The following is a 22,839-nucleotide window of genomic DNA, read 5'->3' as shown; positions in this document are numbered from 1 at the left end:
CTCAGTCCACCAGGTCGGCCCACAGCGGGGTCGAGATGTAGCGCTCGCCCGTGTCGCACACGATGGCGACGACGGTCTTGCCCGCGTTCTCCGGACGCTTCGCCACCTGCAGCGCCGCCCAGATGATCGCGCCGGACGAGATGCCCGCGAGGATGCCCTCCTCGCTCGCCAGCTTCTTGGCGACGTCGAGCGCGTCGTCGAGCGACACATCCACGACCTCGTCGTAGATCGTGGTGTCCAGGATCTCGGGCACGAAGTTGGCGCCGATGCCCTGGATCTTGTGCGGGCCGGGCTGGCCGCCGTTCAGGATGGGCGAGTCCAGCGGCTCCACCGCGATCACCTTCACGTCGGGCTTGCGCTCCTTGAGTACCTGGCCGACGCCGGTGATGGTGCCGCCGGTGCCGACGCCCGCGACGAAGATGTCGACGCCGCCGTCGGTGTCCTCCCAGATCTCCTCGGCCGTGGTGGCGCGGTGGATGGCCGGGTTGGCCTCGTTCTCGAACTGGCGGGCCCAGATGGCGTTGTCGGTGGTCTCGACGATCTCCTGCGCCCGCGCCACCGCGCCGCGCATCCCGTCGGGGCCCGGGGTCAGCACGACCTGGGCGCCGAACGCGCGCATGACGACCCGGCGCTCCTTGCTTGCCGTCTCCGGCATCGCGAGGATGACGGTGTAGCCGCGCGCGGCGCCGACCATCGCGAGCGCGATGCCGGTGTTGCCGCTGGTCGCCTCCACGATCGTCCCGCCGGGGCGCAGCGCACCGGCCTTCTCGGCCGCGTCGATGATCGCGACGCCGATGCGGTCCTTCACGCTCGCGGCCGGGTTGTAGAACTCGAGCTTCGCGAGCACCGTCGCATCGATGCCCTCGGCGAGCCGGTTCAGCCGGACGAGCGGTGTACGGCCGACGGCCTCGGTGACGTTCGCGTAGATGTGTCCGGACATGGTCCTCTTCCTTGGGCGAGGGGCGGATGGGATCGCGTCACCACTCTAGACGTCACGCGCGGACGGGGAAGGTCTGTGACGGGTAGGCTCGTCGGGCGATGTCACCCGAAGCCGCCTCCCCCGCCCCCGCTCCGCCCGCTCCCTCCGCGACGAGACCGCCGCCATGCTCGCGCGTGCCGGCGTCCCCGACCCCGAGGTGGATGCGGAGCTGCTGATCGGCCACGTGCTCGGCGAGAGCCGCGGCCGCGTCCAGGCGCTGATCGTGATGGATGCCGAGGTCTCCGCTGCCGACGCCGCGCGGCTGCGCGAACTGGTCGAGCGCCGCGCCGCCCGGGAGCCGCTGCAGCACATCACCGGCCGGGCGCCGTTCCGGTCGCTGGAGCTCAACGTCGGGCCGGGCGTCTTCGTCCCGCGCCCCGAGACCGAGCAGGTGGCGCAGTTCGCGATCGACGCGCTGCGCGCCGTCCCGTCGCCCGAGCCGGTCGCCGTCGACCTCGGCACGGGCAGCGGCGCGATCGCCTTGGCGCTCGCCACCGAGGTGCCGCACGCCCGCGTGTATGCGGTGGAGAACTCCCCCGAGGCGTTCATCTGGGCGCGCCGCAACATCGACGAGGTCGGCGCGACCAACCTGACGCCGGTGTTCATCGACCTCGCCGACGCGCTCCCGCAACTCGACGGGACGGTCGACGTCGTCATCTCCAACCCGCCCTACGTGCCGGACGACGCCATCCCGCGCGACCCGGAGGTGCGCCTCCACGACCCGCACGCGGCCCTGTACGGCGGTCCGGATGGCCTGGATGTGGTGCGCACGATCTCCCGCATGGCCCAGCGCCTGCTCCGCCCCGGCGGCACCCTGGTCCTCGAGCACGGCGAGCTGCAGGGCGCCGCGATCCGCGAGTTGCTGACGGCCGACGGCTGGCGCGCCGCGGCCACCCACCGCGACCTCACCACGCGCGACCGCGCCACGACCGCCCTGCGCTAGCAGCCCGAGCTCGGCGGCTAGTCCTGGGCGAGGTCGGCGAGGCGGGATTCCTCGTCGGCCTGGATGTTGCTGTCGATGACGGGGTCGAGGGCGCCGTTCATCACGGCGTCGAGGTTGTAGGCCTTGTAGCCGGTGCGGTGGTCCGCGATGCGGTTCTCCGGGAAGTTGTAAGTGCGGATGCGCTCCGAGCGGTCCATCGTGCGGATCTGGCCCTTGCGGAACTCGGCCGCCTCGGCGTCCGCCTCCTCCTGCTGGCGCGCGAGCAGGCGAGCGCGCAGCACGCGCATCGCGGCCTCGCGGTTCTGCAGCTGGCTCTTCTCGTTCTGCATCGACACGACGATGCCGGTCGGGACGTGCGTGATGCGCACCGCGGAGTCCGTCGTGTTGACCGACTGGCCGCCGGGGCCGGACGAACGGAAGACGTCGATCTTGAGGTCGTTCGGGTTGATCTCGACCTCCTCCGGCTCGTCCACCTCCGGGAAGACGAGCACGCCGGCGGCGGAGGTGTGGATGCGGCCCTGCGACTCGGTCGCCGGCACGCGCTGCACGCGGTGCACGCCGCCCTCGTACTTGAGGTGCGCCCAGACGCCCTCGGCCGGGTCGCTGGAGCTGCCCTTGAACGCGACCTGCACGTCCTTGATGCCGCCCAGATCGCTGGAGGTCTGCTCGATGATCTCGGCCTTCCAGCGCTTCGAGTCGGCGTAGTGGAGGTACATGCGCAGCAGGTCGCCCGCGAACAGCGCGGACTCGGCGCCGCCCTCGCCCATCTTGATCTCCATGATGACGTCGCGGCTGTCGTTGGGGTCGCGCGGGATGAGCAGGCGGCGCAGCTTCTCGGAGGTCTCCGCGACGCTCTCCTCCAGCCCCGGGATCTCGTCGGCGAAGGCCGCGTCCTCGGCGGCCAGCTCGCGGGCGGCCTCCAGGTCGTCCGTCAGCTGCTTCCACTCGTTGTAGGCCGCGACGATGCGCGACAGCTCGGCGTAGCGCCGGTTGACCTTCTTGGAGCGCACGGGGTCGCTGTGCAGCTCGGGGTCGGAGAGCTGGCGCTGCAGGTCGTCGTGCTCGGCGATGAGGGTGTTCACCGATTCGAACATGGGGGTCTTCTTTCTGCCGAGGGGAGGCCGGGGAACGACGAAGCGCCCGCCCGTCCTGCACGTGGCAGGGCGGACGGGCGCTGATCGCAGCTAGCGGTGGTCGTTCTCGTGGCCGTGCGAGTGCGCGTTGCCGTGGCCGTTGGTCGGCTGCGGCATCGACTTCTGCACCTGCATCAGGAACTCGACGTTGCTCGAGGTCTCCTTGAGGCGGCCGAGGACGATCTCGAGCGCCTGCTGCTGGTCGAGCCCGGCGAGGGCGCGGCGCAGCTTCCAGGTGATCTTGACCTCGTCCTGGCCCATCAGCATCTCCTCGCGGCGGGTGCCGGAGGCGTTGACGTCGACGGCCGGGAAGATGCGCTTGTCGGCCAGCTGGCGCGACAGGCGGAGCTCCATGTTTCCGGTGCCCTTGAACTCCTCGAAGATGACCTCGTCCATCTTGGAGCCGGTCTCCACCAGCGCCGAGGCGAGGATGGTGAGCGAGCCGCCGTGCTCGATGTTGCGCGCGGCGCCGAAGAAGCGCTTCGGCGGGTACAGCGCCGACGCGTCCACACCACCGGAGAGGATGCGTCCCGACGCCGGAGCGGTCAGGTTGTACGCACGGCCCAGTCGGGTGATCGAGTCGAGCAGCACGACCACGTCGTGACCGAGCTCCACGAGACGCTTCGCGCGCTCGATGGCGAGCTCGGCGACCGTGGTGTGGTCCTCGGCGGGACGGTCGAAGGTCGAGGCGATGACCTCGCCCTTCACCGTGCGCTGCATGTCGGTGACCTCTTCGGGCCGCTCGTCCACCAGCACCACCATGAGGTGCACCTCGGGGTTGTTGGCGGTGATCGCGTTGGCGATCTGCTGCATCACGATGGTCTTGCCGGCCTTCGGCGGCGCGACGATGAGGCCGCGCTGGCCCTTGCCGATCGGGGCGACCAGGTCGATGATCCGCTGGGTCACCTTGCTGGGCTCGGTCTCGAGGCGCAGGCGCTCCTGCGGGTAGAGCGGCGTCAGCTTGCCGAACTCGACGCGCGCAGCGGCCTCCTCCGGGGTCTGCCCGTTGATGGAGTCGACCTTGACCAGCGCGTTGTACTTCTGGCGGCTGTTGTTCTCGTTGTCGCGCGGCTGGCGGATGGCGCCGACAACGGCGTCGCCCTTGCGCAGGTTGTACTTCTTGACCTGGCCCAGCGAGACGTACACGTCGCTCGCACCGGGCAGGTAGCCGGTGGTGCGGACGAACGCGTAGTTGTCGAGCACGTCGAGGATGCCCGCGACGGGGATGAGGACGTCGTCCTCGGTCAGCTCGGGCTCGAACTCGTCGCCGGCGGCACCGCCGCGGCGCTTGCGGTTGCGGTCGCGGTAGCGGCCGCCGCGCTCGCCCTCGGGGTCGCTCTGCTGGTTCTGGGCGTTCTGGCCGCGGTTCTGCTGGCCCTGACCGCCCTGCTGCAGATCCTTCGGCTGGCCCTGCTGGTTCTGCTGGCCCTGCTCGTTCTGCTGCTGGTTGTTCTTGTTGCGGTTGCGGTTGCGGCGGTTGCGGCCGGAGCCCTGCTGCTCGTTCTGGCCCTCGCCCTGCTCGCCCTGCTGGTCGGCCTGCTCGCCCTGCGCCTGTGCGGCGTCCTGGGACTGCTGGCCGTTCTGCTGGTCTTGGCCGGCCTGACCCTGCTCGCCGTTCTGGCCGCCCTGGCCGCGGCCGCGGCGACGGCGTCCGCCGCCCTGGCCCTGCTCGGCGTTCTGCTGGCCACGGGCCTGCTCGCGGGAGGCGAGCGCGGAGTCGAGCAGCGCATCCACGTCGGGGATGAGCGAGTCGACGCCCGTGGCGCCGGAGTTGACGTGCGAGCCGGTCGCGACGGGGGCGGTGATGCCCGTGCCGTCCGGGCTCGAAACGCGGCGCGAGCCGCGGCGGCGCGGCTCGGAGCCGGCCTGGTCGCCCGTCGGCGCCTCGGCGCTCTGGGCGGAGTCGACCGGCGGGAGCACCGGGTCGCCCACGGTGGGCTCGACGCGCTCGGCGCCGGCCGGCTCGGCGATGAGCGGTTCGGCGATCAGCTGCTCGGTGAGCACCTGCGAGGCGGCGGCGGGTGCCTCCACCTCGGCGGTCTCGATCAGGGCCGGCTCGGCGGCATCGGCCGGAGCGCCCGCCGCACGCGCGGCGGCGATCGCCTCGACCAGCTCGCCCTTGCGGAGCCGGCCTGCGCCCTGGAGCCCGAGCTCTGCGGCGAGAGCCTGGAGCTCCGCCACCTTGAGCGAGGTCAGGTCGCTGGTGTCCACGCCCCCGGCGTGGAGTTCGACATCAGTCACGGAAGAGGATCCTTTCCCCCGGCGCGCCTTTGCGCGCCGTCTGTGAAGCTTCGTCACATGAACTGCCGGTACGTGCTGCGTTCTGATCCGCGCTACGTCGCCCTCTTCGGTTCTCGCGAGAGGAGAACCTGAAGGGCAGGCAGGAGTGACGGCATGATTGCTAGGAGATCACCCGGAAAGCTGGATTCGCTCGTGACGCGGGTTCTTCACGGGTGCGACTGCAGTTTACCACCTCGGGCGACGCGCTCCGGACGCTAGGCGGCCGGTGTGTCAGCCCGAGCCGCTTCGGTGCGCACGACCGTCGCGCCCTTGAAGTCGACGGCGAGCATCAGCGGCTGCCAGCGCGTCTGCGCGGCCTCCTCGACGAGCTTCGCGGCCGCGAGCCGCTGGCTCGGGTCGCTGCCCAGCACGAGGATGGACGGGCCCGCACCCGAGACGACGGCGGCGAAGCCGTTCTCGCGCAGCAGCGTGATCAGCCGGTCGGTCTCCGGCATGGCCGAGGCGCGGTAGCTCTGGTGGAGCTTGTCCTCGGTCGCCGCGTGCAGCAGCTCGGGGCTCTGGATGAGGGCCGCGACGAGCAGCGCGGAGCGGGAGACGTTGAACACGGCGTCCTCGTGCGGCACCGACTGCGGCTGCAGGCTGCGCGCGAGGGCGGTGGACATGACGTGCTCAGGCACCAGCACGAGCGGCGAGACGCCGCGGTGCACGATCAGCTTCTTGAAGCGCGGGCCGTCGGGCGTCACCCACGCGATCGTCAGGCCGCCGAACAGCGCCGGTGCGACGTTGTCGGGGTGGCCCTCCATGTCGTTGGCGAGCGCCAGCAGCTGCTGCGCGTCGAGGTCGACCACGCCCTCCAGGAGCCCCTTGGCCGCCATGATGCCGGAGACGATAGCGGCGCCGGAGGAGCCCATCCCCCGGCCGTGCGGGATGCTGTTGCGCGCCCGCAGGTGCAGACCCGGCAGCGGCACGCCGACGGCGTCGAAGGTATGCGCGATGGCGCGGACCACGAGGTTGCTCTCGTCGGTCGCGACCTCGCCCTCGCCGACGCCGGTGACCTCGACGGTCGCGCCGGGCTCGTCGCGGACGGAGACCTCGAGCTCGTCGTACAGCGCGAGCGCGAGGCCGAGGGTGTCGAAGCCGGGGCCGAGGTTCGCGCTCGTGGCGGGGACCTTGACGACGACCGTGCGGCCGCGCAGGTCGGGCGACGTCACGCGTTCGCCTCGGCGTTCGAGGTGGCGCCGCTGGCCTGCAGGCCGAGCACGTCGGCGATCGCCGTCGTGTCCACCGGCACCACGGTCGGCTGCACGTCGGAGCCGTCGGCGGTGCGGAGGGCCCACTGCGGGTCCTTCAGGCCGTGGCCGGTCACGGTGAGAACGACCGTCGCGCCCGCCGGGATGACGCCCGCCTCGGCGCGCTCGAGCAGGCCCGCGACGCTGATCGCGGACGCCGGCTCGACGAAGATGCCGACCTCGGCGGAGAGGATGCGGTGCGCCTCGAGGATCTTGGCGTCGTCGATCGCGCCGAAGTAGCCGTCGCTGTCGTCGCGCGCGTTGAGCGCGAGCTCCCACGAGGCCGGGTTGCCGATGCGGATCGCGGTCGCGATGGTGTCCGGCTCCTTCACGGCGTGGCCGAGCACGATCGGCGCGCTGCCCGCGGCCTGGAAGCCGAACATGCGCGGCAGCTTCGTCGACTCGCCGCGCTGCAGCTCCTCGGTGTAGCCGCGGTGGTAGGCGGTGTAGTTGCCCGCGTTCCCGACCGGGACGATGTGGAAGTCCGGCGCCTCGCCGAGCGCTTCCACGACCTCGAAGGCGGCGGTCTTCTGGCCCTCGATGCGGTCCGGGTTGACGGAGTTGACCAGGTGCACCGGGTAGTTCGTCGCCAGCTCGCGCGCGATGTCGAGGCAGTCGTCGAAGTTGCCCTGCACCTGCAGCAGCTGCGCGTTGTGCGCGATCGCCTGGCTGAGCTTGCCCATCGCGATCTTGCCCTCCGGCACGAGCACGACCGACTGGATGCCCGCGTGCGTCGCGTAGGCGGCGGCCGACGCGGAGGTGTTGCCGGTGGAGGCGCAGATGACGGCCTTCGCACCGTGCTCGACGGCCTTCGAGATGGCCATCGTCATGCCGCGGTCCTTGAACGACCCGGTCGGGTTCATGCCCTCGAACTTCACGTACACGTCGGCACCCGTGCGCGCGGACAGCGCGGGGCCGGGATGAGCGGCGTGCCGCCCTCGCCGAGCGTGACGATCGGAGTGGCGTCGGAGATGTTCAGGCGGTCCGCGTACTCGCGGAGAACGCCTCGCCACTGACGACTGTAGGCCTTCGGCTGGGGCATTACGATCCTTCGACTCGGAGAACGGAAGAGATGGCGACCACGACATCGCTCGCTGCGAGCGCTTCGACGGTGGCCGCGAGCGCGGCCTCCTCGGCTTCGTGGGTTCCGATGACCAGGGTAGCGGTGGCCGTCCCGCCGCCGTGAATCGGGGCGCCCGGTTCGCCGCCCGCGTTACCCGCGATGACGACGGGCCCGGTGCGGCTCGGCACCGACTGCTGCACGGTCTCGACGCTGACGCCGCCGTCGCTCAGGATGCGCGCGACCGCGGCGAGCACGCCCGGCTGGTCCTCCACATCCAGGGTGATCTGGTAGCGGGTGACGACGCGGCCGATGTCGAGCACCGGGATGCCCGCGTGGGTCGACTCCGCGACGCCCGGGCCGCCGACGACGTGACGGCGGGCCGCCGAGACGACGTCGCCGAGCACGGCGGAGGCGGTCTCGACGCCGCCTGCGCCCGCGCCGTAGAACATGAGGTCGCCCGCGGCGGCGGACTGCACGAAGACGGCGTTGTGCGCGCCGTGCACGGCGGCGAGCGGGTGCTCGCGGCTGATCAGCGCCGGGTACACGCGGGCCGATACGCCCTCCTCCCCCGTCTCCGGGTCGGTCATCCGCTCGCAGATCGCGAGCAGCTTGATGACGGCTCCGGCCTCGCGCGCCGCATCCACCTGCTGCTTGGTGATGCTGGTGATGCCCTCGCGGTAGACGCGGTCGAGCGGGACCGTGGTGTGGAAGGCGAGGCTCGCCAGGATGGCGGCCTTCTGCGCCGCGTCGTAGCCGCCGATGTCGGCGGTCGGGTCGGCCTCGGCGTAGCCGCGCTCGCCCGCGGTCGCCAGGGCGTCCTGCAGCGTCTCGCCGGTCACATCCATGCGGTCGAGGATGAAGTTGGTCGTGCCGTTGACGATGCCGAGGATGCGGTTGATCCGGTCGCCGGCCAGGCTGTCGCGCAGCGGCCGGATGATCGGGATCGCCCCGGCGACGGCCGCCTCGTAGTAGAGCTGAGCGCCCACCTGCTCGGCCGCGTCGAACAGCTCGGGGCCGTGGGTCGCGAGCAGCGCCTTGTTCGCAGTGATGACGTCGGCGCCGGAGTTCAGAGCCTCCAGGACGTAGCCGCGGGCCGGCTCGACGCCGCCCATCAGCTCGACGACGATGTCGGCGCCCAGGATGAGCGAGCTGGCGTCGGTCGTGAACAGGTGACGCGGGAGGTCGACGTCGCGCGGCGCGTCCACGTCGCGGACGGCGATACCGACCAGTTCGAGGCGGGCGCCGATGCGGGAGGCGAACTCGTCCCCCTGCTCCAGCAGCAGACGGGCCACCTGCGAGCCGACGGAGCCGGCCCCGAGCAGGGCGACGCGGAGGTTGCGGTACTCGATCATGCCTGGTTGCGCTCCTTCGACGCGGTGGGGCGGGCTGCGGCGGGGTCATAGGCGGCGTCGCGCGCCAGCAGGTCGTCGATCGTCTCGCCGCGGACGATCACGCGGGCGTCGCCGTCGCGCACGGCGACGACGGGCGGCCGCCCGAGATAGTTGTAGTTGCTCGACAAGGCGAAGCAGTAGGCACCGGTCGCGGGGACGGCCAGGAGGTCGCCCGGCGCGACGTCGCCCGGGAGGTATTCGGCGTCCACCACGATGTCGCCGCTCTCGCAGTGCTTGCCGGCGACGCGGACGAGCGCCGGGGGGACGGACGAGACGCGGTTGGCGATGCGGGCGGAGTATTGGGCCTCGTAGAGCGCCGGGCGCGCGTTGTCGCTCATCCCCCCGTCGACGCTGACATAGCGGCGGAGGGCGGACTCGCCGTCGTCCTGGAAGGCGACCGGCACGTCCTTCGTCGTCCCGACCGTGTAGAGCGTGAGGCCGGCGGTGCCGATGATCGACCGGCCGGGCTCGAACGCCACGACCGGGAGCGGGATGTCCAGCTCTTCGCATCCCGCCGCCACCGTCTCCGCGATGCGCCGGGCCAGCTCGTCGATCGGCGCCGGGTCGTCGGCGGACGTGTAGGCGATGCCGAAGCCGCCGCCGAGGTTGAGCTCGGGGACGTCGCCGCCCTCGAGCAGCTGCTTCTGCAGGGTGAGCAGGCGGGCGGCGGATTCGGCGAAGCCGTCCGCGCCGAAGATCTGCGAGCCGATGTGGCAGTGCAGCCCTTTGAAGACGAGCGAATCGCGCGAGCGGATGCGCGCCACGGCATCCACCGCCGCCTCCAGACCGATGCCGAACTTCTGGTCCTCGTGCGCCGTCGCCAGGAACGCGTGGGTGTGCGCGTGCACGCCGCTGTTCACGCGCAGGCGGACGCTCTGCCGCACGCCGTGGCGAGCCGCCGCCTCGGCGACGCGGTCGATCTCCTGCAGGCTGTCGATGACGATGGCGCCGACACCCACCTCGACCGCGCGGTCGATCTCGGCGAGCGACTTGTTGTTGCCGTGGAAGCCGAGCCGTTCCGGGTCGACGCCGGCGGCCAGCGCGACCGCGAGCTCCCCGCCGCTGCACACGTCGATGAACAGGCCCGCCGCGTCCATCCATCGGGCGACCTCGACGCTCAGGAAGGCCTTGCCCGCGTAGTAGACCTTCGCTGCGGTGCCGACCTCGGCGAACGCCTCGTCGAAGGCGCGGCGCACCTCGACCGCACGCGAGCGGGCGTCGTCCTCGTCGATGACGTAGAGCGGAGTGCCGAAGCGCTCGGCCAGCTCGGTCGCGGCGACGCCGCCGATGGTCAGGCCGCCGCCGTCACGGGCGACGGTGCGCGACCACAGACCGGGCGCGAAGGCGTTGGCGTCGGCGGGCACGTGCAGCCACGGCGGGGCGAGCGGGTTGGGGGCAGCGGCGGAGACGGCCATAGGGATCCTCACGGGCGGCGACGAGTGGGGGCCTCCTAGGCGAGCGGACCCGGATTGGCCCCTGAAGCCGGATGGAGAGTGCTCTGGAAGTCTATCGGGGCGGAACGGCGCCCATGCTGCGTGTTACGAACGGCCCCCACGACGTCTATAGGGGTATGGACACCTTCACCTACGACCTCCGCGTGCAGGGATGCACGCACCGCCAGCTCTCCGCTTACGCCCGCGCGGTCACGGGGCGCCCGGCGACGAGCATCCAGCCGGTGGACGCGCCCGGCGACGGCCCTGCCGCCTACCGCCTGGTGGTGCGGCCCGCCGCGCACGGCCTGGACGCCGCGACGACCGTCGCCTCCTTCGCCTGGATGCTGCGGGCGGCCGGCCGCCTCATCTCGCTGCGTCCGCGCTCCTGAACCGGCTCCGCGTCAGGAGCAGCTGCCCTTGCTGTTCAAGAACTTCTCGTCGAGCACGAAGTCGGAAGCGGTCAGCGTCACGGTCGCGTGACCGGGTGTGACCTGGATGTCGGAGACCTTCACGCCCTCCGGGAGGTACTGCGCTGCGCAGACCGGGAAGGGCCCCTGAGAGGTCAGCGACTGGAGCAGGCGGTCGAGGTTGACGTTGCCCGCGCCGGTCTTGAGCGACGCCTTGTCGGCGGTGAGCAGCACCTGGTCCCCGGCCGCCTCCGGCGTCGCGGTCACCGTGTAACCGACCGGGAGCCCGAGCAGGTCGATCGAGCCGTCGTAGCCGATCGTCCCGTCGTTCAGCGTGATGTCGCCGGTCGCGCCGGGGATCTGCACCAGCTTGTTGAGCGAGGCCTGGCTGACGGAGAGCGTCCCGGTCGCGTCGGCGATCGGCTTGGAGAAGTCGGCGGGGACTCCGGTGGCGACGACCTTCGCGCTCAGCGGCGCGCCCTTCACCACGACGTGGGGCGCATCCAGCTCGACGCGCTGGAACGTGCCCGAGAGGTACTGCTGGATGATCGAGAAGCCGCCGATGTGCGTATGCACCTGGCCCTGGATGTCGGACGGCAGGTTCTTCTCGATCTCATCGGAGACCCGCTGCTCGGCGTAGGCGCGCACGGCGAAATCGGCGATCACGAGGAGCACGACGATGACGACGACCGGGATGCCGATCCCGAGCAGCAGCTTCAGCCACCGGGGTCGCCGACGGCGCGCAGGCGCCTCGGGCGCCGGAAGGACCTGGGTGGTGTTGTCGCTCATACGTCCCCTCACATGCGGTCGGGCGCCGAGACCCCCAGCAGCCCGAGACCGTTGCGGATGACCTGGCCGGTGGCGTCGTTCAGCCACAGGCGGGTGCGGTGCAGGTCGGTCACCGGCTCGTCGCCGTGCGGGAGCACCCGGGTGGAGCCGTCGCGGACCGCGTACCAGGCGTGGTACAGCCCGGCCAGCTCCTCGATGTAGCGGGCCACGCGGTGCGGCTCGCGCAGCTCGGCCGCCTGAGCGACGATGCGCGGGAACTCCTGCAGGCCGCCCAGCAGCGCCGACTCGGTCTCGTGCGTCAGCAGCTCCGGCGCGAACGCGCTGTGGTCCACCCCCGCCTTCTCGGCGTTCGCCGCGACCGAGCGGGTGCGCGCGTGCGCGTACTGGACGTAGTAGACGGGGTTCTCGTTGCTGCGCTTGGCGAGCAGATCGAGGTCGATGTCGAGCTGCGAGTCGGTGGACGAGCGCACCAGGGAGTAGCGGGCGGCGTCGACGCCCACCGCGTCCACCAGGTCGTCGAGCGTCACGATGGTGCCCGCGCGCTTCGACATCCGCATCGGCTCGCCGTCCTTCACCAGGTTCACCATCTGTCCGATGAGAATCTGGAGGTTGACGTTCGGGACGTCGCCGAACGCCTCCACCATCGCCATCATGCGGCCGATGTAGCCGTGGTGGTCGGCGCCCAGCATGATGATGTTCTGCTCGAAGCCGCGCTCGCGCTTGTCGAGGTAGTAGCCGAGGTCGCCCGAGATGTAGGCCGGCTCGCCGTTGGAGCGGATGACGACGCGGTCGCGGTCGTCGCCGAAGGTGGTCGTGCGCAGCCAGATCGCGCCGTCCTCCTCGAAGATGTGACCCTGCTCGCGCAGGCGCTCGATCGCGCGCTCCACGGCGCCGGACTCGTGCAGCGAGTCCTCGTGGAAGTACACGTCGAAGTCGACGCCGAACGAGTGGAGGCGCTGCTTGATCTCCTCGAACATCAGCTGCGTCCCGATGGAGCGGAACACCTCCTGCTGCAGCTCGCGCGGAAGGGCGGCGATGTCGGTGCCCTGCGCCGTCGACTCCGCCACCACGCGGTCGGCGATCTCGCCGATGTACGCGCCGCCGTAGCCGTCCTCCGGCGTCGGCTCGCCGAGGTAGGCGGCGAGCAGGCTGCGGGCGAACCGGTCGATCTGCGAGCCGTGGTCGTTGAAGTAGTACTCGCGGGTCACGTCCGCGCCCTCGGCCTGCAGGATGCGGGCGAGGCTGTCGCCGACGGCCGCCCAGCGGGCGCCGCCCATGTGCACCGGTCCGGTGGGGTTGGCGGAGACGAACTCCAGGTTGACGGTCAGGCCGTCGTAGACGTGGCCGCGGCCGTACGCCTCGCCCGCCTCGACGATGGTCTGCGCCAGCTGACCGGCGGCGCCGGCCTCCAGGCGGAAGTTGATGAAGCCCGGGCCGGCGACCTCGGCGGACGCGACGCCGTCGATGCCGGCGGCCGCGGTCGCGATCTGCTCGGCGAGCTCGCGCGGGTTCGTTCCGACCTTCTTCGCGAGGCGCATCGCGACGTTCGAGGCCCAGTCGCCGTGGTCGCGGTTCTTCGGGCGCTCCAGCGGCACGTCGTCGACGGTCAGGGTCAGTTCGGGGATGTCGGCGCCGGCCTCTCGTCGCTGCTCGAGCACCGTCGTCACGATGTCGAGAAGGGCGGCGGAGAGGTCAGCGGGAGTCATGAGGATCGATTCTACCGGGCGCGCGGGTACGCTCCCGCGCGCGGTCGGGAGGGCGCAGCCCGAATTGATAGGGTCGTCGCGACGCGCGTCCCCGCACGGCGCGCGCCGAGCAGAAAGACGAGTCGCCGCATGACACTCACCACCCGCCGCTTCGCTCTTCTCGCCGCGACCGCAGCCGCCGGTCTGGCCGCCGCAGCCGTCCTCGCCGGCTGCGCCCCGAGCGCGACGCCGGCCGCCTCCCCTCGCCCAGCGCGAGCGCGAGCGCGACCGCGAAGCCCTCCGATGTGCCGCTGCCGGTCGTCACCCCGACGACGCCGCCGACCCCGGTGGGCCTCACCTGCGACCAGGTGCTCACCGCCGACCAGCTGTATGCGTACAACCCCAACTTCGGCCCGGATCCGGACTACGCGCCGAAGGACGGCTCCCTCGAGAAGAAGATCACCGACTGGCAGGGAGTCGCCTGCGCCTACCTCAACCAGACCAGCGGCGACGTCGTGCAGATCGCGGTGGCGAAGCCGCCGTCGGATGTGATGGAGAGCCTGAAGAACACGGCGATCACCACCGCGAAGCCGGTGCCGACCTATGGGACGCCGCCGACCGTCGAGGGCTACTTCAAGCCGGGCGATGCGGGCCAGGTGCAGATCTTCCGCGGGCCGTACTGGATCGTCGCGGAGTCGACGTCGTTCTTCGAGCCCGGCGACGCCGCGCCGCTGATGCAGAGCGTCATGGGGAACGTCCCGGGGTCCTGACCCGTGTCACGGGCTGCGCGCCGGGGATGCTAGCCTGGGTTGCGCACCCTGGCCCCCATAGCTCAGGGGATAGAGCGTCTGCCTCCGGAGCAGAAGGCCGTAGGTTCAAATCCTACTGGGGGCACCCTTTCACTCCTCGCCCTTTCACTCCTCGCGCAGGTACGACGACACCGGCGGCGCCGGCCGCAGCACGCCATCGACGATCGCCTCGATGGCGAAGGTGCTCGCCGCTGCGAGATCGACCTCCGTCGGGTCGAGCAGCCACTGCAGCTGCAGCCCGTCCATGACCGCGAGGATGGAGGCCGAGGCTTTCGCGATCGTCGCCGGCTCCGTCACGCCCTCCTGGGCGCAGAGCGCGCGAAAGGCCTCGGCGACCTCGCCGCGGAGGGTGCGATACCGTTCCTCGAAGAACGACTTCGCAGGGTGCTCGTCGGTCACGGACTCCGCCGAGAGCACGGTGTAGACCTGCACGATCCCTTCGCGCTGGGCGTTGCGCTGGGCCGTGGCGACGAGGTGGGCGAACAGCGCCGGCCCGTCGGGGATGCGGCGCGAGGCGAGGTGTGCGACGTCGTCGCGGTCGCGGAACTCGAGCATTTCGAGCAGCAGGTTCTGCTTCGACCCGAAGTGGTGGAGAACGCCGGCGTGGGTGATGCCGACCTGTTCGGCGACGTCGTTCAGGGTCCCGTTCACGGACCCCTTCGTGCCGAAGGTCTCGATCGCGGCCTGCAGGATGTCCCTGCGCTTGCGCTCCGTCTCGGGGCGCGGATGGGCGGTACCGCTGCTCATGGAGTCTTCCGTCGGCTTTCTTCTCGATGCGGTTGCGTGTGAGCTTACCAGCCAGTAACCTCACTCCAACTTGTTTACTTTCTGACCAGTAAGCAACGATCACAATCCCGCAGCACCCCGGACACAACGAACGTGTCCACCACGAAGGAGAAGCAATGAGGCTTAAGAAGTTCCTGGTCACCGCGTCCGCGGTTGCCGCCGTCGGTGCGCTGTCGCTCACCGGCTGCTCGTCGAACGGCTCGAACGGCGCAAGCAGCTCGACCGGCGGATCGCTCACGGTCGCAAAGCCCGACGGCGCGGCCATCCTGGCGACGCAGATCAACAACCCGTTCATCACCACCGGATCCGGCATGTCGCTCGGCTACGACCGGATGATCTACGAGCCCCTGGCGATCGTCAACCCGGTCGGCAAGAACGAGACCACCCCGTGGCTCGCGTCCAAGGTGAAGTGGAACGACGACTACACGCAGCTCACCGTCACCCCGCGCAAGGGCGTGAAGTGGAGCGACGGCAAGCCGTTCACCGCCGACGACATCGTCTTCACCTACAACCTGATCAAGAACACCCCCGCTCTCGACCTCGGCGGCCTCAAGCTCGCCGACGTCAAGAAGGACGGCGACGACGTCGTCCTGTCCTTCAGCGAGTCGAAGTTCGTCAAGCAGGGCGACGTCCTCCAGGTCGCGATGGTCCCTGAGCACCAGTGGAAGAGCATCGCCGACCCGACGAAGGACGCGGTCAAGGACGCGGTCGGCACCGGCCCGTACACGATCAAGACCTTCTCGTCGCAGGGCGTCGTGCTCAAGGCCCGCACCGACTACTGGGGCGGCAAGGTCCCGGTGGGCGAGCTGAAGTACCTCGAGTACAACGACAACACCGGCCTCCTCCGCGCGCTGCAGAGCGGCGAGACCGACTGGGCGCAGATCTTCATCACCGACTACCAGAAGAACTACGTCGACAAGGACCCGAAGCACAACGTGTTCTGGGGCGCCAACGTCCTCAGCCCGGACATGATCGTGGTCAACACGACCAAGGCCCCGTTCAACGACGTCGCGTTCCGGAAGGCCGTGAACCTGGTCGTGGACCGCAAGGCGCACGCCGAGAAGGCCCGCGGCAACGCCGGCCCCGAGCTGACCAACGTGACGGGCATCCCGCAGCCGACCGGTGACCAGTACATCGCCGACGAGTACAAGGACCGGACGTTCAAGATCGACGTCGACGCCGCCAAGAAGGTGCTGACGGACGCCGGCTACACCTGGAAGGACGGCGCCCTGATCGACCCGTCCGGCAACCCGGTCTCGTTCACCCTGCAGGACCCGCAGGGCTGGAACGACTACGTCACCGGCATCCAGCTGGCTGCGACCCAGATCAAGAGCACGCTGGGCGCGGACGCGAAGGTCGCCACCCCCGACGCCGACACCTGGTTCGCCAACATGGGGTCCGGCAACTTCGACGCCGCCCTGCACTGGACCGGCTCGGGCTCGAACCCGTGGCACATCTACGACGACGTCATGAACTCGAGCTACCTCGACCAGGCCGCCGACGGGAAGGTCTCGGACAACTTCGGCCGCTACAGCAACCCGGAGGCCACCGCCCTGCTGAAGGAGTACGCCCAGGCGTCCGACGACAGCGCCCGCACCGCCGCCCTCGAGAAGCTGCAGAAGATCTTCGTGGACGACGTCCCGGCCATCGCGATCGGCACCCACCCGCAGCTGGCCCAGTACAACACCCGGAAGTTCACCGGCTGGCCCAGCGAGAAGGACCAGTACGCGACCGCCGACCCGACCCAGCCGTCGGCCGTCCAGGTGCTGATGAACCTGAAGCCCGCAGGCAAGTAGTCACCGACATCCGGGGCGGGTGCGGCTCCCCGGCCGCACCCGCCCCGGACCCTCCGCGGACAGCAGGAAAGCGACACCCATGACAGACTCCCTTCTCTCCGTACGCGACTTCTCGGTCGTGTACGACGTGGACCCGCCGGTTGCGGCGGTCAAGAACGTCACCCTCGACATCAAGCGCGGCGAGATCGTCGGTCTCGCCGGCGAGAGCGGCTGCGGCAAGACGACCCTCGCCTACGGCGTGCAGCGCCTCCTCAAGCCGCCGGCGGTCATCACAAGCGGCAGCGTCGTCTTCCACGACGAGGGCGGCGAGGACATCGCCATCGACTCCCTCGACGCGGAGCAGATGCGGCGCTTCCGCTGGGACAAGATCTCGATGGTCTTCCAGGGCGCGATGAACGCCCTCAACCCGGTCGCCACCATCGGCTCCCAGCTGGACGACGTCTTCCGCGTGCACCGCCCGCGGATGAGCCGCCAGGAGCGCCGCGCGGCCGTCATCGAACTCCTGGAGATCGTCAAGGTCGGCGGCCAGCGGGTGAAGTCCTACCCGCACGAGCTCTCCGGCGGCATGCGCCAGCGCGTCATGATCGCGATGGCCCTCGCTCTGCGACCCCAGCTCATGGTGATGGACGAGCCCACGACGGCGCTCGACGTGCTCGTGCAGCGCGAGATCCTGAAGCAGATCTCGCAGCTCCGCCACGACTTCGGCTTCTCCGTCGTCTTCATCACGCACGACCTCCCGCTGCTGCTGGAGATCAGCGACCGGATCGCGATCATGCGCGAGGGCGAGATCGTCGAACTCGCGTCCGCCGAGCAGATCTGGACCAACCCGCAGCACGAGTACACCCGCACGCTGCTGAGGTCGTTCCCGCGTCTCACCGGAGAGAGAGGAGTGGTCGTCCGATGACGACGCTCGAGTTCAGGAACGTCACCAAGATCTACAACGTCCGCGGCTCCGGCCAGCTGAAGGCGCTGGACGACGTCAGCTTCACGCTGGGCCCGCGGCAGACCATCGGCCTCGTCGGCCAGTCCGGCAGCGGCAAGTCCACGATCGCGAAGATCCTCACCCAGCTGGAGACGCCCACGAGCGGCGAGGTGCTGCTCGACGGCTCCCCCGTCCCGCGCTCCGGCAAGCGGCTGCGCCGCTACCGGCAGCAGCTGCGGATGGTCTTCCAGGACCCGTTCGCCTCGCTCAATCCATCCCACTCGATCCGCCACCACATCGAGCGCCCGCTGCGCCTCGACCGCGTGGTGCCGCGCGCCCAGGTGGACGACGAGGTGCGGCGCCTGCTGAACCGCGTCCAGCTGGATGCGGACACGGTGATCGACCGCCGCCCCCATGAGCTCTCCGGCGGCCAGCGGCAGCGCGTCGCGATCGCCCGCGCGCTCGCGTCGCGGCCCGCCCTCCTGGTCGCGGACGAGCCGGTGTCGATGCTGGACGTGTCCCTCCGCCTCGGCGTGCTGAACCTGCTCGCCGATCTGCAGCGCGAGGAGGGACTGGGTGTGCTCTACATCACCCACGACCTCGCCACCGCGCGGCACTTCAGCGACGAGATCATCGTGCTCAACCAGGGCCGGATCGTGGAGCACGGACCCGCCGACGAGGTCATCCTCCGGCCCCAGGATCCGTACACCCGCGAACTCCGCGCCGCGTCCCCGGACCCCGAGGAGCACTTCGGGGCGCTGGCCGCACAGACTGCAGGAGGTGCGCTGTGAGCGCCGAGACCACCCGCTTCGACCCGACGCTGGTCGGCACGACCGCCACCCGCGCCGAGCGCGGCCGCGCCCGCGTCCCGTGGCGCTTCATCGGCGGACGCGTCGCGTTCTACGCCTTCACCCTGTGGGCCGCGATCACGATCAACTTCTTCCTGCCGCGCCTGATGAAGGGCGACGCCGTCGACGCCTACATGGCCCGCAGCCAGGGCCAGCTGACCCCGGACGCCGAGAAGGCGCTGCGGCTGATGTTCGGTGTGGACCATTCGGTGCCGCTCTGGCAGCAGTACCTCGACTACTGGAACATGCTGCTGCACGGCAACCTCGGCGTCTCCATCTCCACCGGCATGGCGCCGGTGGGCGACGCGATCGCGTCCGCCCTGCCGTGGACGCTCGGCCTCGTCGGGTTCGCCACCGTGATCTCGTTCCTGGTGGGCACGTGCCTCGGAGCCGTCATCGGCTGGAAGCGCGGAAGCCGGCTCGACCTGTTCATCCCGGCGACGACGTTCCTCGGGACCGTGCCCTACTTCTGGGTCGGCCTGATCTTCATCGCCATCTTCTCGACGACGCTCGGCTGGTTCCCCGCCGGGCACGCCTACGAGCTGGGCGTGGACCCCGGATGGAACGGGGACTTCATCGGCCAGGTGATCTCCCACGCCGCGCTGCCGATGTTCACGATCATCGTGGTCTCGCTCGGCGGCTGGGTGCTCGGCATGCGCAACATGATGCTCACCGTCCTCGACGAGGACTACATCACCGTCGCGCAGGCGAAGGGCATGCCGAACCGTCGCGTGCTCTGGCGCTACGCCGCCCGCAACGCGGTGCTCCCCCAGATCCAGAGCTTCGCGCTGGCGCTCGGCTTCATCGTGAGCGGCACCATCGTGATGGAGATGGTGTTCTCCTACCCCGGCATCGGCCTGCTGCTGCTCAACGCCACCAACGCCAAGGACTACGCGCTGATGCAGGGCATCTTCCTCGTCCTCGTGCTCGCGGTGCTGATCGCGAACATCATCGCGGACATCGCCTACGCCATCCTCGACCCGCGCACCCGTCAGACGGAGGCCTGACCATGACGACCCCCTCCACCTACCACCTGAAGGCCGTCGCCCCGAAGGCGGCGCCGTCCCGCGCGACGTTCTGGTCGCAGCTGAAGGCCTCGCTGGCCATGTTCAGCAACCGGAAGTCGGCCACCGGCCTGATCATCCTCGGCGTGTTCGTGCTGGTCGCGATCTTCGCCCCGCTGATCGCGCCCTACGACCCGAACGCGCAGCACCTGAACGAGACGCTGCAGCCGCCGTCGTTCACGCACCTCCTCGGCACGACGCACATCGGCCAGGACGTCTTCAGCCAGCTCGTCTACGGCACGCGCGGCGTCCTCGTCGTCGGCTTCCTCGCGACGATCATGGCGACCATCGTCGCGATCGTCGTCGGCGTGACCGCGGGCTATCTCCGCGGCTGGAAGAGCGAATCGCTGTCCGCGCTGTCGAACGTGTTCCTCGTCATCCCTGCGCTGCCGCTCATGATCATCGTGGCGTCGCAGTTCCAGGACCCGCCGCTCTGGCTGATCGCCGCGGTCCTGGGGCTCACGGGCTGGGCGTGGGGCGCGCGAGTGCTCCGCGCGCAGACGATGTCGCTGCGCAACCGCGACTTCATCCAGGCCGCCCGCGCCAACGGCGAGCCGCTGCACCGCATCATCCTCGTGGAGATGCTGCCGAACCTGCTGGCCATCATCGCCTCGAGCTTCGTCGGCACCATGACGGCCGCCGTGCTCGGACTCACGACGCTGGCGTTCATCGGCGTGATCCCGGTGTCGAACCTGAACTGGGGCACCATCCTGTTCTGGGCTCAGCAGAACAACGCGTTCCCCGACTACTGGTGGTGGTACGTCCCCGCCGGGCTCTGCATCGCGTTCCTCGGCGTCGCTCTCGCCCTCATCAACTTCGGCATCGACGAGTACGTCAACCCGCGCCTCCGTTCGGCCGGCGAGCGCGCCAGGGCGATGAAGCGCAAGGGCATGAACATCAACGCCGCCGTCACCCAGGTCCGCACCGAATCCCGCACGGCCGCACCGGCCGCATCCTCACCGGAAAGCACCGCATGACTTCGCTCCTCCCCTCGACCGACACCGAGACCGCACAGGAGGCCCTTCCGTACCGCGACCCCTCTCTCAGCACCGCCGACCGCGTCCGCGATCTGCTCGCGCGCATGACGGTGGAGGAGAAGATCGGCCAGATGCTGCAGCTGGACGCGCGCGACGACCTGCGCGACCACGTGCTGCGGCGCCACGTCGGCTCCATCCTGCACACGTCGCCGGAGCGCATCCTCGAGGCCAACCGGCTGACGGGTCAGACGCGGCTGCGGATCCCGCTGCTGGTCGGCGAGGACTGCATCCACGGGCACTCGTTCTGGCCGGGGGCGACCATCTACCCCACCCAGCTCGGGATGGCCGCGTCGTGGGATGCGGAGCTCATCGAGCGCGTCGCCCGCGCGAGCGCCGAGGAGGTCTCGGCGACCGGCGTGCACTGGACCTTCTCCCCCGTGCTCTGCATCGCCCGCGATCTGCGCTGGGGCCGGATCAGCGAGACCTTCGGCGAGGACCCGTTCCTCATCGGCGAGCTCGCGAGCGCGATGGTCCGCGGCTACCAGGGCACCGGACTCGACGACCCGTCCGCCATCCTCGCGACGGCGAAGCACTTCGCCGGGTACTCCGAGACCCAGGGCGGGCGCGACGCGAGCGAGGCGGACCTGTCCCGCCGCAAGCTGCGCAGCTGGTTCCTTCCGCCGTTCGAGCGGGTCGCCCGTGAGGGCTGCCGGACCTTCATGCTCGGCTACCAGAGCACGGACGGCGTCCCGATCACCGTGAACGACTGGCTGCTCAGCGACGTGCTGCGCGGCGAGTGGGGGTACACCGGCACGCTCATCACCGACTGGGACAACGTCGGCCGCATGGTCTGGGAGCAGAAGGTGCAGCCGGACTACGCGCACGCGGCGGCTGCCGCCGTCCGCGCCGGCAACGACATGGTGATGACCACGCCGATGTTCTTCGAGGGCGCGCTGGAGGCGGTGGAGCAGGGGCTGCTGGAGGCGGACGCGTTCGACACGGCCGTCGCCCGTATCCTGACGCTGAAGTTCGACCTGGGCCTGTTCGAGGACCCGCGCCTCCCCTCCCCGTCGCTGGACGAGGTGGTCGGGAGCGCGGCGCACGCGGAGCTCAACCTCGAGACCGCGCGCCGGTCGCTGGTGCTGCTCGAGAACGACGGGACGCTGCCGCTGGCGGCTTCCGCCTCGGCGGCGTCACCGCTGCGCGTCGCGCTCGTCGGCCCGCTCGCGGACGACGCCCAGACGCAGCTCGGCGACTGGGCCGGCGGCTCCGGCCAGGCCGGCTGGCTGGACGGCCAGCCCCGCGAGATGATCACCACCGTGCTCGACGGCCTGCAGGCGATCGAGGGCTGGGACGTCGTGCACGCCCGCGGCGCCGACATCCTGACGCTCGAGGAGGACCCGCGCGGCGCCACGTTCCCGGACGGGCAGCCGCGGCCACCGGTGGTGGTGCCCTCTCCGCCGGACCAGCGCCTGATCGACGAGGCCGTCGCCGCCGCCGAGGCGTCCGATGTCGTCGTCGCCGTCGTCGGCGACCGGATCGAGCTGGTCGGCGAAGGCCGCTCCACCGCGACGCTGGAGCTGATCGGCGGACAGAACGCGCTGCTCGACGCCGTGATCGCGACCGGGAAGCCGGTCGTCGTGGTGCTCCTCGCCTCCAAGCCGCTGGTCCTTCCGCCGTCGGTCGGACGCGCCGCCGCCGTGGTGTGGGCGGCGAACCCCGGCATGCTCGGCGGCCAGGCCATCGCCGAACTCCTGGCCGGCCGGATCGAGCCCTCCGGCCGCCTGCCGATCTCGTTCGCCCGCCACGTCGGCCAGCAGCCGACGTACTACAACCAGCTGCGCGGGCAGCACGGCGACCGCTACGCCGACCTCACCCAGCGGCCGGCGTGGGCGTTCGGCGAGGGCCTGTCGTACACGACGGTCGAGTACGAGGACCTGGCGCTCGCGCAGACCCGCCTCGGCATCGGCGACGAGATCGTCGCGGAGGTGACCGTCCGCAACACCGGAGCCCGTCCGGTCCGGGAGACGGTCCAGGTGTACGTGCGGGATGCGGTGACCAGCGTCAGCTGGACCGACCGGGAGCTCAAGGCCTACCGGCAGGTGGAGCTCGCGCCGGGCGCGTCCGCGCGGGTGCGCATCCAGCTGCCCGTCGCGGACTGCACCATCGTGGACGCGGACGGTGTGCGCGTGGTCGAGCCGGGCGCCTTCGAGCTGCTGGTCGGCCCCTCGTCGCGCGAGGCCGTGCTGCTCTCGGCGGGTTTCGAGGTGGTCGCGCCGTAGAA

At 70.5% G+C, this 22,839-nt stretch carries 18 protein-coding genes, 1 tRNA gene and 1 pseudogene; 10 read left to right on the top strand and 10 right to left on the bottom strand.

All coding sequences use genetic code 11. The features are described 5' to 3' along the window. Position 1 precedes the first annotated feature (1 nt). Positions 2-940, bottom strand: a complete 939-nt coding sequence (gene cysK / locus ACRAWB_RS02695; protein ID WP_431351942.1) for a cysteine synthase A — start codon at positions 938-940, stop codon at positions 2-4. A gap of 163 nt (positions 941-1,103) precedes the next feature. Between cysK and prmC the strand changes: the two genes are divergently transcribed. Next, complete coding sequence (prmC, locus tag ACRAWB_RS02690) at positions 1,104-1,922, top strand: peptide chain release factor N(5)-glutamine methyltransferase (protein ID WP_431351941.1); 819 nt, start codon at positions 1,104-1,106, stop codon at positions 1,920-1,922. A 17-nt stretch (positions 1,923-1,939) separates the two neighbouring features. Here prmC and prfA read toward each other — a convergent pair whose 3' ends face one another. The 6 genes and pseudogenes from prfA to lysA form a co-directional block, all read right to left on the bottom strand. Next, positions 1,940-3,016: a peptide chain release factor 1 gene (gene prfA / locus ACRAWB_RS02685; protein ID WP_431351940.1), complete on the bottom strand. Its 1,077-nt coding sequence runs from the start codon at positions 3,014-3,016 to the stop codon at positions 1,940-1,942. A 90-nt stretch (positions 3,017-3,106) separates the two neighbouring features. After that, positions 3,107-5,296, bottom strand: a complete 2,190-nt coding sequence (rho, locus tag ACRAWB_RS02680) for a transcription termination factor Rho (RefSeq protein ID WP_431351939.1) — start codon at positions 5,294-5,296, stop codon at positions 3,107-3,109. Positions 5,297-5,550: 254 nt separating this feature from the next. Continuing rightward, positions 5,551-6,507 carry a homoserine kinase gene (gene thrB / locus ACRAWB_RS02675; RefSeq protein ID WP_431351938.1) on the bottom strand — a complete coding sequence of 319 codons (957 nt, stop codon included), beginning with the start codon at positions 6,505-6,507 and terminating at the stop codon, positions 5,551-5,553. Next, positions 6,504-7,627 (bottom strand): annotated as a pseudogene (thrC, locus tag ACRAWB_RS02670) (threonine synthase). Before thrC ends, thrB begins: the two are co-directional and overlap by 4 nt. After that, positions 7,627-9,000, bottom strand: coding sequence for a homoserine dehydrogenase (locus tag ACRAWB_RS02665; RefSeq protein WP_431351937.1), 1,374 nt, complete (start codon positions 8,998-9,000; stop codon positions 7,627-7,629). Before ACRAWB_RS02665 ends, thrC begins: the two are co-directional and overlap by 1 nt. Further along, positions 8,997-10,454 (bottom strand): diaminopimelate decarboxylase, encoded by a 1,458-nt coding sequence (lysA, locus tag ACRAWB_RS02660; protein ID WP_431351936.1) that lies wholly within the window; start codon positions 10,452-10,454, stop codon positions 8,997-8,999. Before lysA ends, ACRAWB_RS02665 begins: the two co-directional genes overlap by 4 nt. A gap of 155 nt (positions 10,455-10,609) precedes the next feature. Here lysA and ACRAWB_RS02655 point away from each other — a divergent pair, with 155 nt between their 5' ends. Continuing rightward, complete coding sequence (locus ACRAWB_RS02655) at positions 10,610-10,861, top strand: hypothetical protein (protein ID WP_431351935.1); 252 nt, start codon at positions 10,610-10,612, stop codon at positions 10,859-10,861. Positions 10,862-10,873: 12 nt separating this feature from the next. Here the strand turns inward: ACRAWB_RS02655 and ACRAWB_RS02650 are convergent, their stop codons facing one another. Together ACRAWB_RS02650 and argS are read right to left on the bottom strand one after the other, a co-directional pair. Continuing rightward, complete coding sequence (locus ACRAWB_RS02650; RefSeq protein WP_431351934.1) at positions 10,874-11,668, bottom strand: LmeA family phospholipid-binding protein; 795 nt, start codon at positions 11,666-11,668, stop codon at positions 10,874-10,876. An 8-nt stretch (positions 11,669-11,676) separates the two neighbouring features. Further along, positions 11,677-13,374, bottom strand: coding sequence for an arginine--tRNA ligase (gene argS, locus ACRAWB_RS02645; protein ID WP_431351933.1), 1,698 nt, complete (start codon positions 13,372-13,374; stop codon positions 11,677-11,679). Positions 13,375-13,658: 284 nt separating this feature from the next. Here argS and ACRAWB_RS02640 point away from each other — a divergent pair, with 284 nt between their 5' ends. Both ACRAWB_RS02640 and ACRAWB_RS02635 read left to right on the top strand, forming a co-directional pair. Next, positions 13,659-14,123 (top strand): iron ABC transporter ATP-binding protein, encoded by a 465-nt coding sequence (locus ACRAWB_RS02640; protein WP_431351932.1) that lies wholly within the window; start codon positions 13,659-13,661, stop codon positions 14,121-14,123. A 51-nt stretch (positions 14,124-14,174) separates the two neighbouring features. Further along, a tRNA-Arg gene (locus ACRAWB_RS02635) sits at positions 14,175-14,247 on the top strand. 20 nt (positions 14,248-14,267) lie between these two features. On the opposite strand, the gene ACRAWB_RS02630 is transcribed toward ACRAWB_RS02635, so the two are convergent. After that, the gene (locus tag ACRAWB_RS02630; protein ID WP_431351931.1) at positions 14,268-14,909 is read right to left on the bottom strand and encodes a TetR/AcrR family transcriptional regulator; all 642 of its coding nucleotides are present in this window, start codon (positions 14,907-14,909) and stop codon (positions 14,268-14,270) included. A 155-nt stretch (positions 14,910-15,064) separates the two neighbouring features. Here ACRAWB_RS02630 and ACRAWB_RS02625 point away from each other — a divergent pair, with 155 nt between their 5' ends. From ACRAWB_RS02625 to ACRAWB_RS02600, 6 genes are all read left to right on the top strand, one after another. Further along, positions 15,065-16,744 carry an ABC transporter substrate-binding protein gene (locus tag ACRAWB_RS02625; protein WP_431351930.1) on the top strand — a complete coding sequence of 560 codons (1,680 nt, stop codon included), beginning with the start codon at positions 15,065-15,067 and terminating at the stop codon, positions 16,742-16,744. Between the two features lie 79 nt (positions 16,745-16,823). Further along, positions 16,824-17,648, top strand: coding sequence for an ABC transporter ATP-binding protein (locus ACRAWB_RS02620; protein ID WP_431351929.1), 825 nt, complete (start codon positions 16,824-16,826; stop codon positions 17,646-17,648). Next, complete coding sequence (locus ACRAWB_RS02615) at positions 17,645-18,457, top strand: ABC transporter ATP-binding protein (protein WP_431351928.1); 813 nt, start codon at positions 17,645-17,647, stop codon at positions 18,455-18,457. The genes ACRAWB_RS02620 and ACRAWB_RS02615 overlap by 4 nt, the downstream gene beginning before the upstream one ends. Beyond that, positions 18,454-19,521: an ABC transporter permease gene (locus ACRAWB_RS02610; RefSeq protein ID WP_431351927.1), complete on the top strand. Its 1,068-nt coding sequence runs from the start codon at positions 18,454-18,456 to the stop codon at positions 19,519-19,521. The genes ACRAWB_RS02615 and ACRAWB_RS02610 overlap by 4 nt, the downstream gene beginning before the upstream one ends. 2 nt (positions 19,522-19,523) lie before the next feature. Beyond that, positions 19,524-20,555 carry an ABC transporter permease gene (locus ACRAWB_RS02605; protein ID WP_431351926.1) on the top strand — a complete coding sequence of 344 codons (1,032 nt, stop codon included), beginning with the start codon at positions 19,524-19,526 and terminating at the stop codon, positions 20,553-20,555. Continuing rightward, a complete protein-coding gene (locus tag ACRAWB_RS02600) occupies positions 20,552-22,837 on the top strand; it encodes a glycoside hydrolase family 3 N-terminal domain-containing protein (RefSeq protein WP_431351925.1) in 2,286 nt (761 codons plus the stop codon). The genes ACRAWB_RS02605 and ACRAWB_RS02600 overlap by 4 nt, the downstream gene beginning before the upstream one ends. Positions 22,838-22,839 lie beyond the last annotated feature (2 nt).

This window comes from Leifsonia poae (assembly GCF_050632865.1).
GTDB lineage: Bacteria > Actinomycetota > Actinomycetes > Actinomycetales > Microbacteriaceae > Leifsonia > Leifsonia poae_B.
Note: the sequence above shows the minus strand (reverse complement) of the source record. Positions and strands in the feature narration are given on the sequence as shown.

Bases quoted from the DNA above. Each gene is read 5' to 3' on its own strand.
- cysK (WP_431351942.1), bottom strand. From the start codon at position 940: ATGTCCGGACACATCTACGCGAACGTCACCGAGGCCGTCGGCCGTACA.
- prmC (WP_431351941.1), top strand. From the start codon at position 1,104: ATGCTCGCGCGTGCCGGCGTCCCCGACCCCGAGGTGGATGCGGAGCTG.
- prfA (WP_431351940.1), bottom strand. From the start codon at position 3,016: ATGTTCGAATCGGTGAACACCCTCATCGCCGAGCACGACGACCTGCAG.
- ACRAWB_RS02665 (WP_431351937.1), bottom strand. From the start codon at position 9,000: ATGATCGAGTACCGCAACCTCCGCGTCGCCCTGCTCGGGGCCGGCTCC.
- lysA (WP_431351936.1), bottom strand. From the start codon at position 10,454: ATGGCCGTCTCCGCCGCTGCCCCCAACCCGCTCGCCCCGCCGTGGCTG.
- ACRAWB_RS02655 (WP_431351935.1), top strand. From the start codon at position 10,610: ATGGACACCTTCACCTACGACCTCCGCGTGCAGGGATGCACGCACCGC.
- ACRAWB_RS02650 (WP_431351934.1), bottom strand. From the start codon at position 11,668: ATGAGCGACAACACCACCCAGGTCCTTCCGGCGCCCGAGGCGCCTGCG.
- argS (WP_431351933.1), bottom strand. From the start codon at position 13,374: ATGACTCCCGCTGACCTCTCCGCCGCCCTTCTCGACATCGTGACGACG.
- ACRAWB_RS02630 (WP_431351931.1), bottom strand. From the start codon at position 14,909: ATGAGCAGCGGTACCGCCCATCCGCGCCCCGAGACGGAGCGCAAGCGC.
- ACRAWB_RS02625 (WP_431351930.1), top strand. From the start codon at position 15,065: ATGAGGCTTAAGAAGTTCCTGGTCACCGCGTCCGCGGTTGCCGCCGTC.
- ACRAWB_RS02620 (WP_431351929.1), top strand. From the start codon at position 16,824: ATGACAGACTCCCTTCTCTCCGTACGCGACTTCTCGGTCGTGTACGAC.
- ACRAWB_RS02615 (WP_431351928.1), top strand. From the start codon at position 17,645: ATGACGACGCTCGAGTTCAGGAACGTCACCAAGATCTACAACGTCCGC.
- ACRAWB_RS02605 (WP_431351926.1), top strand. From the start codon at position 19,524: ATGACGACCCCCTCCACCTACCACCTGAAGGCCGTCGCCCCGAAGGCG.
- ACRAWB_RS02600 (WP_431351925.1), top strand. From the start codon at position 20,552: ATGACTTCGCTCCTCCCCTCGACCGACACCGAGACCGCACAGGAGGCC.